The 14,351-nt window shown below is 70.4% G+C and carries 10 protein-coding genes; 7 read left to right on the plus strand and 3 right to left on the minus strand.

What is annotated here, in order from left to right; genetic code table 11:
- Positions 1 to 12 precede the first annotated feature (12 nt).
- Together BQ7106_RS09505 and BQ7106_RS09510 are read right to left on the minus strand one after the other, a co-directional pair.
- Positions 13 to 1,191 (minus strand): cation diffusion facilitator family transporter, encoded by a 1,179-nt coding sequence (locus BQ7106_RS09505; RefSeq protein WP_072374761.1) that lies wholly within the window; start codon positions 1,189 to 1,191, stop codon positions 13 to 15.
- Between the two features lie 44 nt (positions 1,192 to 1,235).
- Positions 1,236 to 2,390, minus strand: a complete 1,155-nt coding sequence (locus BQ7106_RS09510; protein ID WP_072374764.1) for an acyltransferase family protein — start codon at positions 2,388 to 2,390, stop codon at positions 1,236 to 1,238.
- A 223-nt stretch (positions 2,391 to 2,613) separates the two neighbouring features.
- Between BQ7106_RS09510 and BQ7106_RS11460 the strand changes: the two genes are divergently transcribed.
- The 4 genes from BQ7106_RS11460 (at position 2,614) to BQ7106_RS09530 (ending at position 8,062) form a co-directional block, all read left to right on the plus strand.
- Positions 2,614 to 3,141 (plus strand): prepilin peptidase, encoded by a 528-nt coding sequence (locus BQ7106_RS11460; protein ID WP_072374767.1) that lies wholly within the window; start codon positions 2,614 to 2,616, stop codon positions 3,139 to 3,141.
- 309 nt (positions 3,142 to 3,450) lie between these two features.
- Complete coding sequence (locus BQ7106_RS09520; protein WP_072374771.1) at positions 3,451 to 4,320, plus strand: methylenetetrahydrofolate reductase; 870 nt, start codon at positions 3,451 to 3,453, stop codon at positions 4,318 to 4,320.
- Between the two features lies 1 nt (position 4,321).
- Positions 4,322 to 5,035 carry a vitamin B12 dependent-methionine synthase activation domain-containing protein gene (locus tag BQ7106_RS09525; protein ID WP_072374774.1) on the plus strand — a complete coding sequence of 238 codons (714 nt, stop codon included), beginning with the start codon at positions 4,322 to 4,324 and terminating at the stop codon, positions 5,033 to 5,035.
- Between the two features lie 552 nt (positions 5,036 to 5,587).
- Entirely contained in the window at positions 5,588 to 8,062 is a 2,475-nt protein-coding gene (locus BQ7106_RS09530) for a homocysteine S-methyltransferase family protein (protein WP_072374777.1), read from the plus strand.
- A 48-nt stretch (positions 8,063 to 8,110) separates the two neighbouring features.
- Here the strand turns inward: BQ7106_RS09530 and BQ7106_RS09535 are convergent, their stop codons facing one another.
- Complete coding sequence (locus BQ7106_RS09535) at positions 8,111 to 8,683, minus strand: hypothetical protein (RefSeq protein WP_072374781.1); 573 nt, start codon at positions 8,681 to 8,683, stop codon at positions 8,111 to 8,113.
- 245 nt (positions 8,684 to 8,928) lie between these two features.
- On the opposite strand from BQ7106_RS09535, the gene BQ7106_RS09540 reads away from it, so the two are divergent.
- The 3 genes from BQ7106_RS09540 to BQ7106_RS10905 all read left to right on the plus strand — a co-directional run bounded on the left by BQ7106_RS09540 (position 8,929) and on the right by BQ7106_RS10905 (position 14,293).
- Positions 8,929 to 10,755 (plus strand): NAD(P)-binding protein, encoded by a 1,827-nt coding sequence (locus tag BQ7106_RS09540; RefSeq protein ID WP_072374784.1) that lies wholly within the window; start codon positions 8,929 to 8,931, stop codon positions 10,753 to 10,755.
- Positions 10,749 to 12,491 (plus strand): NADH-dependent [FeFe] hydrogenase, group A6, encoded by a 1,743-nt coding sequence (locus BQ7106_RS09545; RefSeq protein ID WP_072374787.1) that lies wholly within the window; start codon positions 10,749 to 10,751, stop codon positions 12,489 to 12,491. The genes BQ7106_RS09540 and BQ7106_RS09545 overlap by 7 nt, the downstream gene beginning before the upstream one ends.
- Before the next feature lie 356 nt (positions 12,492 to 12,847).
- Complete coding sequence (locus BQ7106_RS10905; RefSeq protein WP_129583847.1) at positions 12,848 to 14,293, plus strand: SEC-C metal-binding domain-containing protein; 1,446 nt, start codon at positions 12,848 to 12,850, stop codon at positions 14,291 to 14,293.
- The last annotated feature ends 58 nt before the right edge of the window (positions 14,294 to 14,351 follow it).

Below are 14,351 nucleotides of genomic sequence, written 5' to 3' on the forward strand. Positions count from 1 at the left end.
CTGCCCCTCGCGTCACTGGCGGGACGAGACGTAGGAGTCGTCGATGGTTATCTTGCAGACCGCTCGCGGGTAGCGCTCGCGCACGAGCGCCCCGATCCTCTCTCGCAGCTCGGGCGCGGCGAGGGCGCAGTCGGCGGGGCGCACGCAGTCGAAGATGACGTTGGTGTGGGTGGGCCCGGGCACGCAGCGCAGGTCGTGGATCGAGAGCCGCTCGTCGATGCCCTTGACCGCGACGTCGATCCAGTGGCGCATGTCGCGCACCTGGGGGTCGTTGGTGACGATGGGGTCGAAGTGCAGCGTCATCACGAGGCCCTCGTCCGTCTTGAAGTCCTGCTCGATGTTGTCGAGCAGGTCGTGCTGCTCGAGCGCGTCGCCCTCGGCGGCCATCTCCACGTGCGCGCTCGCGAACTGCCGACCGGGACCGTAGTCGTGCACCATGAGGTCGTGCGTCCCGAGCACGCCGGGATAGCTCATGATCTTGGCGCGGATGTGCTCGACGTAGGCGGGGTCGGGCACGGTGCCCAGAAGCGGGCTCACCGCCTCCCTGACCAGCTCGACGCCGCTCCAGCAGATGAACGCGCCGACGGCAAGGCCCGCCCAGCCGTCGAGGTCGAAGCCGGTGAGCTGCGAGACCACGGCGGAAGCGAGAACCGCCGCAGACGAGATCACGTCGTTTCGGGAGTCGACGGCGGTCGCCTCGAGGGTCTCGGACGAGATGGCCCGCCCCAGCCGGCGGTTGAACGAGGACATCCAGAGCTTCACGAGCATCGAGCCCACGAGGACCGCAACCACGGCGGGGCCGAACTCGGTGGGCTCGGGGTGGAGGATCTTCTCGACGGACGAGAGGACGAGGTTGATGCCGATGGCGCACACCAGCACCGCCACGACGAGGCCGGCGAGGTACTCGTAGCGACCGTGACCGTAGGGGTGCTCGACGTCGGCGGGGCGGCTCGCGAGCTTGAAGCCGAGCAGGCTCACCACGTTGCTCGACGCGTCAGAGAGGTTGTTCACGGCGTCGGCCACGATCGAGACCGACCCCGCCAGCAGGCCCACGGCGCCCTTGCCGAGGCACAGGACGACGTTGCAGAGGATGCAGGTGACACTCGCGACGAGGCCGTAGCGCGTGCGCACCGCGTGGTCGGACACGTTGTCCGCGTCCCTCACAAACGTCCTCACGATCCAGTCAGTCATGATCCCTCCCCATGCGTGCGAGCAGAGGAGAAGTATACGCGCACTCAGGCCAGGCGGATGGCCCTGAGCAGGGGGATCCTCACGATTCTGTCAACAAGCAGGAGGACGGCGAGAAGGACCAGGGCAAGCGACGTCCCCACGACGAGGAAGAGGTCCTGGCCGCGGTCGAGCGCGAGCTGGCAGGCCTGGTCGACGACGGGGCGCCACAGCGGCGAGAAGATCGACTGCATGATGTAGAACCCCAGGACGCTGGGGGAGAGCGCGCAGACGAGGCGGGCCCCGGCACCGCGTCGGGCGTCGGAGGCGGGGGCGGGCTCCTGCCCCGCGTCGCTCCCGGCGGCTCGCCGCGGCCGCGCGGCGCAGGCCACGGCGGCCACGGCGAGCGCAAAGGAGAGCAGCGAGGTCGACTTGAAGGAGAGCGCCTCCACGAGCCGCAGGTCGCCCGTGACGGCGGCGTAGCCCTCCGCCGCCAGGGCGCAGGCGACGGTCGCCGCGAGCGCGACGGGCGCGCGCGAGAGGTCGGCGCGCGAGAGGAGCCCACCCACGAGGAAGGCGTCGAGGTAGGTCGCCGCGCTCATGAGCTTTCGCCACTCGAGCAGCCCGCGCACGTCGCTTCCGGGTGAGACGAAGGCGATGTATGCGTTCACGGCAAAGACCGCCACGGTCAGGGCGCCCACGAGCGCGCCCACGCGAGGCGTCCGTCGCCAGACCCAGCCGATGAGGGGGCACGCGGCCACGACGGCAAGGTAGACCCAGATGAACTCGAGCCCGCCCACGAGCCAGGCGGACTGGACGAGCGAGACCCCGTCGAGCGGCGTGACCCAGGCGCTCATGGCGAGGGCGAGCGCTGCGTAGAGCGCCACGGAGCACAGGATGGAGAGGGCCCTCCTCAGCGTCCGGGCGGCATGGTCGCGCCAGTAGCCGCGCTCGCTGGAGGCGTCGGCGGCGCGCGGGACGAGGAACATCCCCGAGATGAGGAAGAAGACGTTGTTGCCGAAGGCGCCGAGCAGGCTCACCGCCCCGAGCGCGAGCGTGACGTGCGGGGCGGGGGCCCACCAGCCGATTCGCGCGGTGTCGAGCCACTGGGGGAGGACGTGGAAGAGCGAGATGCCCGCAATGGCCACGAGCCGGAGCGCCTCGATGCGCGGGTCTCGCGTGCCGCGTCGCGTCGCGTCGTGCGGTTCTGTGCGCGTTCTCATGCGATCCTCTCGACGGGGCGTCCGCCCAGTATAGCGCTGACGGTTGGGCTCCCCCAACCTGCCACGAACCTCACATGCGCGCAACAATGCTGAATCATCGCAGCTCAAGGCACCCGTCTCGTACGACTGCGGGCGATCGGGGGGAGGCTGCGCGCCCGTCTTGCCCCGTCGCGCGACCTAGAATCGGGCGCGAGGGGGGCCTTCGACCCATGGGGAGGTACAGATGGACGGTGCTGACGCGGCCCGCGCCCTGCTCTTCGCGGCGCTCGTGGCGGCGCTCGCCGCGGCGTCGGCGAGCGACCTGGCGCGCAGGGTGATTCCCAACGCGTGCTCGGCGACGGTCGCGGTCACGGGGGCGCTCGCCTCCGCGGTCGCGGGCGGTCTCGGAGCGTCGCTCGCGGGGGCGGCGACGGTGCTCGCCGTCATGCTCCTCGCCGCCGCAGCCTCCGTGCGCGCCCGCGGGGAGCCGGGGGTGGGAGGGGGCGACGTCAAGCCGGTGCCTGGGCTGGGCCGGTCGGGGGCCTCGCCGTGGTGGCGCTCTCCTGCGCCCTGGGCTCGGCGTGGTGGCTCGCGCGCCGTGCCGCGGCGCGCGCGTCGGCGGCCCCGGGCGGCGTTCGCGCGGGCGCGTCCCGGGGCGTCGCGCCCTCGCGCGGGGAGGCGTCGCGAGAGGACGCGGGCATACCGCTCGCACCCTTCGCGGCGGTCTCGGGAATTGGAATCGTTCTCGTCTTTTCGCAGGTCGGAGGTTTGAATCCTCCCGTGGCATAAAGCCTACCGTCTGCGACTTTCTTGAGGTCGCCCCCGTCGCGCGCGCGATATACGTATGTGGAGTCGCGCGTCGGAACCCCCAACGCCTGGCGTGCGGCTTGTATCGGGCACGGCGGCCCCCGACCGTCGCGCCTGCATCCTCCCGGCGGGCCCGCGCGGGCTCTATGGGGCGCGCGGATGTCGCGTGCCCGCGCGCGGCCCGCCTTTTTGGTGCGCGCTCCTGCGCGACGTCGTTCGCGCGCCGGGCGGCGGGCGCGTAAGATGGCACAAAGCCACGAGGGAGGAGCCGCCCATGAGGATCACCGACAAGCTCGCCGCCCGACAGACCTTCTCGTTCGAGATCTTCCCGCCCAAGGGGGAGCTCCCGCTCGAGACCGCCTACGACATCGCGTCCCAGATGGTGCGGGACCGCCCCGACTGGATCTCGGTCACCTACTCGGCGGGCGGGACGGGCAACTCCGCCCACACCGTGCCCATCGCCGCCCAGCTCGAGCGCGACCTCGGCGTGACCGCGCTCGCGCACCTCACCTGCCTCGGCTCGACGCGCGCCGACGTGGACGCCTACGTCGCGTCTCTCGCGTCCGCGGGGGTCGAGAACGTGCTCGCCCTGCGCGGCGACCGCGCGCCCGGGCGCGAGGCCAAAGACTTCGAGCACGCCTCGGACCTCATCGCCTACCTGCGCTCGTCCGGCGCGGACCTCTGCGTGGGCGCCGCGTGCTACCCCGAGGGCCACGTCGAGTCGCCGACGGAGGAGGAGAGCTTCCGCTCGCTCTACCTCAAGCAGGAGGCCGGCGCCGACTACCTCGTCTCCCAGCTCTTCTTCGACAACGAGGACTTCTACCGCTTCCGCGAGAAGTGCCTGCGCCATCGCGTGCGCCTCCCCATCGTCGCCGGCATCATGCCGTTCACGAGCGTGAAGCAGATCCAGCGCATGGCCTTCACCTGCGGGGCGTCCATTCCCGCCAAGGTGGTCAAGCGCCTCGTCCTCGCCGGCGACGACCCGGCGGACCAGGCGCGCGCCGGCGTCGAGTATGCCTGCGAGCAGCTCGCCGACCTCGCGGCGAACGGGGTGGACGGCCTGCACGTCTACAGCATGAACAAGCCCTCCGTGGCCCATGCCGCGCGCGAGGCCCTCGTGGCCTGCGGCTACCTGGGGGCCTAGCGTGGCGCCGCTTCGGCGCGACTACGACGTCCGCTCGGTCGAGCGCGGCGAGGTCCTGCGCTATCTCGGCTACTCCGGGCAGCCCATCACGCCCGAGCTCGACGCGCGCATCGACGAGGTGGTCGCGAGCTGCCTGGCGACGTGCCGCCCCCGTGGCGTGACCCGGGTCTTCGACGTCGCGGGGCGGGGCGAGAGGGACGGCGTCCCCGTGATCCGACTCGCGGGGACCGCGCTCGAGCTCTCGGGGCACGCCATCGCCGAGCACCTCGCCGGGGCCGTCGCGGTGGGCGTGCTCGCCGTCACGGTGGGGATGGGGGTGGAGGCGGAGCTCAGGCGCCTCTCGCTCACCGACCCGCTCGCCCAGGCCGTCTTCGACGCCGCCGGGACCGCCGCGGTGGAGCGTGCCGCGGACGCGGCCGAGGCGGACGTCGTCGCCGAGGCCGCGGGGCGGGGCCTCTTCTGCGGCACGCGCTTCTCGCCCGGGTACGGAGACCTGCCGCTGGAGACGCAGCCCGTGCTGCTCGGGGCGCTCGACGCGGCGCGGCAGCTCGGAATCGCGCTCTCCCCGGCGCTGCTGATGTCGCCCACCAAGAGCGTGACCGCGGTGGTCGGCCTCTTCGAGCGCCCGCGCGCCGAGGCGCACGCCAGCTGCGCGGGGTGCCCCTGCCGAGACTTCTGCGTGCTCCTGCGCGCCGGGTCCACCTGTCGCGAGTAGCGCGGGGGCGGTGCCGGGACCCCGGCCGGCCGCCTCTCGCGCGGCTCTGCCTCACGTGCAGGGCCGCCTCACGTGCAGGGCCGCCTCACGTGCACAGAAAAGCTCGACCGTCGCAAAACGCGGCGCCGCGCTGCATAGAAAATCGCGGCCGTCGCTCTGTGTCGGTGCCCTTACGACCCGTGGGGTGGCCATTTCTCGCCCTTACGTGTCTACAGACTATATATAATATATATTAGAAATTAATACTGTCCTAGCGAGAAGGGCGTTCTTTCCAAACGGGCGCGGTTATCTATGCACTCTCGCGCCGCGTCCTGCAACGGCCGAGAGAAGCTAAGCACAACCCCCGGTACTGGTGCGGCTCCTGGCCGACGCCCGTCGTGATCGCCGGCCACCTCGCTCGGACCCCGGGCCGGCCGCCCGAGCCGTCACCCGCCGGAAACCCATCGCCGCTATGATGGGACGGGCCGGGCGCCGAGAGGGGCCGGCCGCGACCGCCGGCTCACGCCCGCCGGTCGCGCGCAGGAAAGACGACCCCGATGCGGGAGGCGAGAGATGTCCCTCGAGAATACCAACGCGCGGCGCGTCCGCGACGAGCGCCTCGCGGCCGTGCTGCGCGGCGAGGAGCTGCTGCTGTTTGACGGCGCCATGGGCACGCAGCTGCAGGAGCGCGGACTCGCCGCCGGCGAGCTGCCCGAGCTGCTCTGCCTCACGGACCCGGACGAGATCCGCGAGGTCCACGCCGCCTACGTCCTTGCCGGCTCGGACGTGGTGACCACCAACACCTTCGGGGCGAACGAGGCAAAGCTCGGTGACGCCGCCACCGTCGAGGAGGTCTTCGCCGCCGCCGTCGCCTGCGCCCGCGCCTCGGGCGCCCGCCTCGTGGCGGCGGACATCGGGCCGACCGGCCAGCTCCTCGAGCCCATGGGGACCCTCTCCTTCGACGGGGCCTACGAGCTCTTCGCCCGGCAGGCGCGCGCCGCCGACGCGGCGGGCGCGGACCTCTTCGTCATCGAGACCATGGCGGACCTCGCCGAGGCGAAGGCCGCGCTGCTCGCCGTGCGCGAGAACTCCGACCTCCCCGCGCTCGTCACGATGACCTTCCAGGAGGACGGTCGCACCTTCCTGGGCACGACGCCCGAGGCGGCCGCGCTCACGCTCTCGTCGCTCGGCGCGGACGCGGTGGGCGTGAACTGCTCGCTCGGGCCCGCGGAGGTGGCGCCCCTCGTCGAGCGCATGCTGCCGTGGGCGTCGTGCCCGGTCATGGTGCAGGCCAACGCGGGGCTTCCGCGCGTCGAGGGCGGCGTCACCCGCTACGACGTGGGACCGGAGGAGTACGCGGCGGCCGTTGCGGGCATGCTCGACGCGGGCGTGACCATCGTGGGCGGCTGCTGCGGCACCACGCCCGCGCACGTCGCCGCCCTGCGCGCGCTGCTCTACGGTCGCGAGCCCGCTTTCCGCGCGGCGCGCGGCTGCTTCGCCGTCGCCGGCCCCCAGCGCCTCGTCTCGCTCGAGGAGGGCCAGGTGGGCGTCATCGGCGAGCGCATCAACCCCACGGGAAAGCGCCTCATGAAGGAGGCGCTGCGCTCCGGCAACCACGACCGCGTCATCTCCGAGGCCATCTCGCAGGAGCGCTCCGGCGCGCAGATCCTCGACGTCAACGCCGGCCTTCCCGAGATCGACGAGCGCGCCGTGATGCGCCAGCTCGTCTCCGAGCTGCTCGGGGTGACCACGCTGCCGCTGCAGATCGACTCCTCCGACCCCGAGGTCATCGAGGCCGCGGTGCGCTCCTACCCCGGCAAGCCCCTCATCAACTCGACCAACGGGACGGCCGCCTCGCTGTCGTCGGTGGTGCCCATCGCGGCGCGCTACGGCTGCGCGCTCGTGGGCCTCACGCTCGACGAGGAGGGGATTCCCGCCACGGCGCAGGGGCGGGTCGCGGTGGCGCGCAGGATCGTCGCCGCGACGGACGCCGCCGGCATCCCGCGGCACGACGTCGTCATCGACTGCCTCGCCATGGCGGCCTCGACCGACCAGACGGCTCCGAGGGCCATCCTCGACGCCATCCGCTCCGTGAAGGCCGAGCTCCCCGGCGTGCGCACGGTGCTCGGCGTCTCCAACATCAGCTTTGGCCTGCCCTTCCGGCCGCTCGTCAACGCGACGTTTCTCTCCGCCGCCTTCGGGGCGGGCCTCGACCTCGCGATCATCAACCCCGGCGCCCGCCGGATGATGGACGTGGTCGACTCCTGGCGCGTGCTGTCCGGCGAGGACGAGCAGGCGCGCTTCTACCTGGAGCACTACGCGGGCCGCAGCGACGCCCCGAGCGCCCCCACGGGCGAGAAGGGCCCCGGCGCCGCCCCGGCGCCCGCGGCCCCGGGAGCCGCGCCCCAAGACGGCCCCGCGGACCCGGTCGAGCGGGCGCGCGCCCTCGTGATCGACGGTCGCGGCGAGCCGATGGCCGCCGCCATGCGCGAGGTCCTTCTCGCCCATGACGCGCTCTTCGCCATCAACGAGGTGCTCGTTCCCGCGCTTGACGAGGTCGGGCGCCGCTTCGAGGCGGGGACCTTCTTCCTTCCGCAGCTCATGGCGTCGGCCGAGGCCGCCAAGGCGGGGTTCGAGGCGGTGCGGGAGGCGAGCGGGCCGGGGGAGGGTGCCGTCGCCGACAAGGGAACCGTCGTGGTGTGCACGGTGCGCGGCGACATCCACGACATCGGCAAGAACATCGTCCGCATGCTGCTCGAGAACTACGGCTTCAACGTGATCGACCTCGGTCGCGACGTCGATCCAGAGGTCGTGGCGCGCACGGTCGAGGAGCGCCGCGTGCGCCTCGTCGGCCTCTCCGCGCTCATGACCACGACGGTGCCCGCCATGGCCGAGACGATCGAGCTGCTTCGCGAGCGGGCGCCGTGGTGCAAGGTGGTGGTGGGCGGGGCGGTCCTCACGCCCGAGTACGCCCAGATGGTCGGTGCCGACTTCTATGCCAAGGACGCCACGGAGACGGCGCGCATCGCCTCCGAGGTGCTGGGGTAGGCGCTGCCCCGGCGCCGCGCGGGGCGCCGGGGCAGCGGGGCCGGGCTGCTACACGAAGATCTGAGAGAGCACCGCGCCTGACGCGAGGTCCATCTCCCAGTCCCCGTCGACCTGGCTGAAGTTGAGCTCTATGGTCTTCGTCTCGGGCTGGATGTCGCCCATGGCCTGCATGACGAGCTCGCCGACCCGCTGGTTCAGGGCCTGCTCGTCGGTGGCGATCTCCAGGATCGAGGGGTCGTTCATGAGGTCGAGGCTGAGGCTCTCGATCTCCCCGTAGAGGCTCGTCGCGTTCTTGGCGGTGACGCTCACCTTGGCGACGGCGGTGTCGCCGTCGACGGTCACGGACTCGATCGAGTAGTCGAAGCCGTCGAAGAGCGACTTCACGAGCTCGGTGCCGTCGACGCCGTAGGGCTCGAGCGCGGAGGTGTCCATGGCCTCCATGACCTCGTCGATCGTGGCGTCGTCGAGGTTTTTCACCTGGTCGAGGGCGCTCGTGATCTGGTCGCGGACGACCTGCTCGGGGTCGGGCGCCTGCGAGCACGCCGCGAGCGCGATGCCGCACGCGGCGACGAGCGTCACGAGCAGCGAGCGTCCGATGATCCGTGCGATGCGGTTCCTCATGGGTCCTCCTTGCGTCGATGGCCTGTCCACCCGAGTATGACGGAGCTCCTTCAGGAAATCGTAAGCTTTCGGCTGGCGGCGCGCGGCGTTGCCTGCGCCCCGCACCGACCGCTTGCCGGGCCCACGCTCTTCTCGCCGAAAGCTCGAAATTTCCCCGAAGCCCGTTGGTAACCTGATATGACTATGTGCCGTGGCCGAGGGGGCCCGGCAACCCACACGACTCCAGAAGTGCAAGGAGAGGGCCTATGGCTAGAATGCACGTCATGGAGCAGAGCGAGTCCCAGGCAATCATGTCGAGCATGCACGAGATGCTCGAGAAGCGCCTCTCGGTGAGCTCGCTCGCCCCATGCCCCGTTGAGTTCACGGCCTCCTACGTCGCGATGTGCGCGACGCAGAGCTGTGGCAAGTGCACGCCGTGCAGGAACGGCCTCAGGATGCTGCGCCACCTGTTCAACGACGTGCTCAACAACCGCGCCACCATGGAGACGCTCGACCTCATCGAGTCCACCGCGCGCACGGTCTACCTGTCGAGCGACTGCGCCATCGGCTACGAGGCGGGCGAGGTCGCCCTCATGGCCATCCGCGGCTTCCGCGACGACTTCGAGCACCACGTGACCAAGCACGCCTGCGGCTTCTCGCAGAGCCAGCTCGTGCCGTGCGTCTCGGGCTGCCCGGCGGGCGTGGACATCCCCGGCTACATCGCGCTCGTCGAGGCGGGCCGCTACACCGAGGCGGTGCGCCTCATCCGCAAGGACAACCCGCTGCCGCTCGTGTGCGGCCTGGTCTGCGAGCACCCGTGCGAGATGCACTGCCGTCGCGGCATGGTGGACGACCCGATGAACATCCGCGGCCTCAAGCGCTACGCCGTGGACCACGCGGGCGACTACCGGCCCATCATCAAGGCCCCCACCAAGAAGCGCGTCGCCGTGGTGGGTGGCGGCCCCGCCGGCCTCTCGTGCGCCTACTACCTCACGCTCATGGGCCACAGCGTCAAGATCTTCGAGCAGCGCCAGCACCTCGGCGGCATGCTGCGCTATGGCATCCCCAACTACCGCCTCCCGCGCGAGCAGCTCGACTCCGAGATTCAGTGGCTGCTCGACTGCGGCATCGAGGTCGAGATGAACCACAGCGTCGACGGTGACGAGATGAACCGCCTGCGCGACGAGTACGACGCCGTGTACCTCGCCATCGGCGCGCACTCGGACAAGAAGCTCGGCCTCCCGGGCGAGGACGCCGACGGCGTGATGTCGGCCGTCAGGCTCCTGAGGGACATGGGCGACGACAACCCGCCCGACTTCGAGGGGCTCACGGTCGCCGTCGTGGGCGGCGGCAACGTCGCCATGGACGTGGCCCGCACGTCCGTGCGCCTGGGCGCCAAGAAGGTCGTCATCGCGTACCGTCGCCGCGTCGCGGACATGACGGCGCAGGACGAGGAGATCGCCGGCGCCCAGGCCGAGGGCTGTGAGGTCATGGACCTGCACGCTCCCAAGGAGGTCGTGGTGGACGAGTCCGGTCACGTCTGCGGCCTCAGGGTCGAGCCGCAGATCATCGGCGGCCTCAAGCGCGGCCGCCCGGCGCCGCGCACCGCCGAGGGCGGCGACGTGGTGGTCCCGTGCGACCGCGTGATCGTGGCGATCGGCCAGGACATCGACTCGGGCACCTTCGAGGAGCAGGGCGTGCCCTGCAAGTGGGGGCGCATCGTGACGGACTCCGACGGTGCCGTCGCGGGCTTCGACGGGCTCTTCTCCGGCGGCGACTGCCAGAGCGGCCCCGCCACCGTCATTCGTGCCATCAACGCGGGCAAGGTCGCCGCGGGCAACATCGACAACTACCTCGGCTACAACCACACGATCGAGCTCGACGTTGAGCTGCCGCCCGTGCAGTTCAAGGGCAAGATCAGCTGCGCGCGCTGCGAGATGCGCGAGCGCGAGGCGGCCGAGCGCATCCATGACTTCGACATCGTCGAGAACGGCCTCACCGACCAGGAGGCGCACCAGGAGGCGTCGAGGTGCCTCCGCTGCGACCACTTCGGCTTCGGGGCCTTCCGCGGGGGGAGGATCGAGCAGTGGTAAACCTGACTATCGACGGTCGCGCCGTCAGCGTCCCCGAGGGGACGTCCATCCTCGACGCCGCGGCCCAGGTGGGCGTCGACATCCCCACGCTGTGCTACCTCAAGGACCTCAATGAGATCGGTGCCTGCCGCATCTGCGTGGTCGAGATCGAGGGCATCGACCAGCTCGTCGCCGCGTGCAACAACACCGTGCTCGAGGGCATGGTCGTGCGCACCAACAGCCCCAAGGTCCGCGTCGCGCGCCGCATGAACATGGAGCTGCTGCTCGCCACGCACGACTCCGAGTGCACGAGCTGCGTGCGCTCCGGAAACTGCACGCTGCAGACGCTCGCAAACGACCTCGGCATCTCCGACCTTCCCTACGAGAAGCGCCTCATGCACGACCCGTGGGACAGGTCCTTCCCGCTCATCCGCAACAACGACAAGTGCGTGAACTGCCTGCGCTGCATCCAGGTGTGCGAGAAGATCCAGGGGATCGGCGTCTGGGACCTCGCCAACCGCGCAACGCACACGAGCGTCAACGTGCGCGGCGGCATGTCCATCACCGAGTCCGACTGCGTGGTCTGCGGCCAGTGCATCACCCACTGCCCCACGGGCGCCCTGCGCGAGCGCGACGACACCCAGCAGGTCTTCGACGCCCTCGCCGACCCCGACAAGGTCGTCGTGGTGCAGATCGCCCCGGCGGTGCGCGCCGCATGGGGCGAGAGCCTCGGCCTCGCGCGCGAGGACGCCACGGTGGGCAGGCTCGTGTCGGCCCTGCGCCAGATGGGCGTCGACTACGTCTTCGACACGAACTTCTCGGCCGACCTGACCATCATGGAGGAGGGGACCGAGCTGCTGCACAAGCTCGCCCATCGTGACCAGAACACGTTCCCGATGTTCACCTCCTGCTGCCCGGGCTGGGTGCGCTACGTCAAGGCAGTGCGCCCCGAGCTCACCGACCAGCTCTCGACCGCCAAGTCCCCGGGCCAGATGTTCGGCGCCGTCACGAAGAGCTACTTCGCGGAGCTTAAGGGCATCGACCCGAAGAACATCTTCTGCGTCGAGATCATGCCGTGCGTCGCCAAGAAGGCCGAGGTCGCCATTCCCGTGATGAACGACGCCTGCGGGGACCCCGACGTGGACGTCTCGCTCACCACGCGCGAGGTCGACCGCATGATCCGCGCCGAGCACATCAACGTGGCGCGCCTCCCGGAGGAGAAGTTCGACGACCCGCTCGGCACCTCCACGGGCGCCGCCGTCATCTTCGGCGCGACGGGCGGCGTCATGGAGGCCGCGCTGCGCACCGCCTACCACGTGGTCACGGGCAAGACGCCCCAGCCGGACGCCTTCTCGGAGATTCGCGGCCAGGACGGCTGGAAGGAGGCCACGTTCGACCTCGCCGGCACCCCGGTGCGCGTCGCCGTGGTTCATGGCCTCGCCAACACGGCGTTTCTGCTCGACGCCCTCGCCGAGGGCGCGGTCGAGTACGACTTCGTCGAGGTCATGGCCTGCCCGGGCGGCTGCGCGGGTGGCGGCGGCCAGCCCATTCACGACGGCGAGGAGCTCGCGGGCGTGCGCGGAGACGTCCTGTGGAACCTCGACCGCAGGTCCAGGCTGCGCAACTCCTACGAGAACCCGGCCATCCAGGCGCTCTACCGCGACTACCTCGGCGAGCCGCTCTCCGAGCGCGCGGAGGAGCTGCTCCACACCGACCATCACGCCTGGCAGGTTCACGAGCCTGCGCAGAGAGGATGATGCAGGGGCACCCCCCTGTCATCGGGGCCCGAGCCGACACCCCCACGGCTCGGGCCCTTTTGCGTTGGCGGCCATGCCGCTCCACCGCGCTTAAGAAATCGGGGTCATGGCAAGAAGAACCTTGGAGCCGCTTAACAATCCCGGGTTCTGGCATGGCTCAAGCAGCAAAAAGGTCCTTCTCGCCCGGCGATACGTGCCACAGCCCGGATTCGTAAGCACATACCGAGAAGGGCGATGAGGCGTGGACTGTGCTTGATGCTGACGAATGGACGTGCGAATAGCTTGAGCGGGATGAGTGGGACCAATTCCAGCGCCGGATGGACCGCGAGCGCTGGGAGCGCGACGGGAGCGAGCCCATGGTCACGGGCGTTCATCGCGGCCTTCTCGCCGGGCTTACCGTGCACGAGCGCAAGGAGCGGGTGCGCGAGGAGCTCGAACGCCTTGCGGCCGAGGCCGCGCCCCTCGATGCCGTTGCTGACCTCAGGTCCCTCGCACAGCGCTCCGCCCCAGCAGACACGCTGGCGGGCACGCTCGCCACGGACAGGAAAGACGCGCTCGCGGAGGATGCCAGGAGGCTGGAGCTCAAGGGTGTGTCCTCGCTCAGGAAGGCCGAGCTTGCGGAGAGGGTCGCGCGCGAGTGGCTTGAGGACCCGGAGCTTCTTGCGGGTGCGTTGGTCACGTGTCCCGAGGACGAGTTCGACACCTTCTGCGAGTTGGTTGCATCTCCGGGCGGACGCCTCGAGTTTGCCGAGAAGGACGCAGGGGAGCACGCTCTTCTCGTCCCGTCCCCGCCGATTTCCCGGCTCTACTGGCATGACGGGACGTTCACCGCACTCGTCCCGGACGAGCTGCGGGCCCAGGCGGCGGAGCTGGGGCTCGACAGCATCCGTGCGCGGCGGGGTCGTCTCGACAGGGTCGTTCACCTTGCCGAGGTGATGGCCGAGCTGTGCGGTGTCGTGCCGGTCCAAGAGCTCCCGGCGCGCCACGAGGAGCTCTACGGAGAGGCCATCGGGATTGACGGGCTTGTCGACGACCTGTTCATGGGTCTGAGGCGTAGCGGGGACCTCCCGCCCTATGGAATCTGGCTCGACCGTGCGGCGGAGGGCTACGACGTGGCCTCCCCGGCCGAGCGGGTGGCGTTTGCCTATGTGGTCCACTATCGCCTGAGCGACGCGGAGATTGCGGAGGGAGCCCGCGAGGACGTCATGGATGAGCTGGAGGGCAAGGCGCCGAGGGACCGAAAGGGCGCCGAGAGCCTGATTGACCGGCTCGAGCAGGCGATCTCCGTGAGGTGTGCGGAGCGCGACGAGCTTGTGCGCACGCTCCTCTCCGAGCATGCTCGGAAGGAGGAGCACGGCCCCTGTCCGCTCGACCCGGCGCTGGCGAGCGGGGACGCGTTTGCGTGGAAGCTGGGCCTGCCTGCGACGACGAACCTGCTCGGCTGGCTCGACGCGCACGTCCCGGACGGCGAGAACGACCTTCTCTACGCAAACGACGTCGTGGCCGAGCTGCTCGAGGTGCAGCTGAGCGGGTCTGACCCCAGGCTCATTCTGGAGGCTGCGAGCCAGATGGGCCTCTTTGAGACGAGCGAGGACGTCGAAGGCATGGTTGGTCGCATCATGGCGCTGTCCAACGCCCTGCCGGACTGGTGGAACAACGGCTGGTCGCCGGATGCCCTGCTAGAGCGCATGACGGGCCGCAAGGTATTTCGCAACCCGGACGGCACGCCCATGCGGGTGGGACGCAACGACCCATGCCCGTGCGGGAGCGGCAAGAAGTACAAGAAGTGCTGCGGTAGGTAGCGGCCGGAGGGCGGGCCCGGCTCGAAACCTAGGGAAACTTCCCGCGGGCTGGTCGGCC

It is taken from the genome of Thermophilibacter mediterraneus (assembly GCF_900119385.1).
Taxonomy (GTDB): Bacteria; Actinomycetota; Coriobacteriia; order Coriobacteriales; family Atopobiaceae; genus Thermophilibacter; species Thermophilibacter mediterraneus.

Bases quoted from the DNA above. Each gene is read 5' to 3' on its own strand.
- BQ7106_RS11460 (WP_072374767.1), top strand. From the start codon at position 2,614: ATGGACGGTGCTGACGCGGCCCGCGCCCTGCTCTTCGCGGCGCTCGTG.
- BQ7106_RS09505 (WP_072374761.1), bottom strand. From the start codon at position 1,191: ATGACTGACTGGATCGTGAGGACGTTTGTGAGGGACGCGGACAACGTG.
- BQ7106_RS09510 (WP_072374764.1), bottom strand. From the start codon at position 2,390: ATGAGAACGCGCACAGAACCGCACGACGCGACGCGACGCGGCACGCGA.
- BQ7106_RS09535 (WP_072374781.1), bottom strand. From the start codon at position 8,683: ATGAGGAACCGCATCGCACGGATCATCGGACGCTCGCTGCTCGTGACG.
- BQ7106_RS09520 (WP_072374771.1), top strand. From the start codon at position 3,451: ATGAGGATCACCGACAAGCTCGCCGCCCGACAGACCTTCTCGTTCGAG.
- BQ7106_RS10905 (WP_129583847.1), top strand. From the start codon at position 12,848: ATGGTCACGGGCGTTCATCGCGGCCTTCTCGCCGGGCTTACCGTGCAC.
- BQ7106_RS09530 (WP_072374777.1), top strand. From the start codon at position 5,588: ATGTCCCTCGAGAATACCAACGCGCGGCGCGTCCGCGACGAGCGCCTC.
- BQ7106_RS09540 (WP_072374784.1), top strand. From the start codon at position 8,929: ATGGCTAGAATGCACGTCATGGAGCAGAGCGAGTCCCAGGCAATCATG.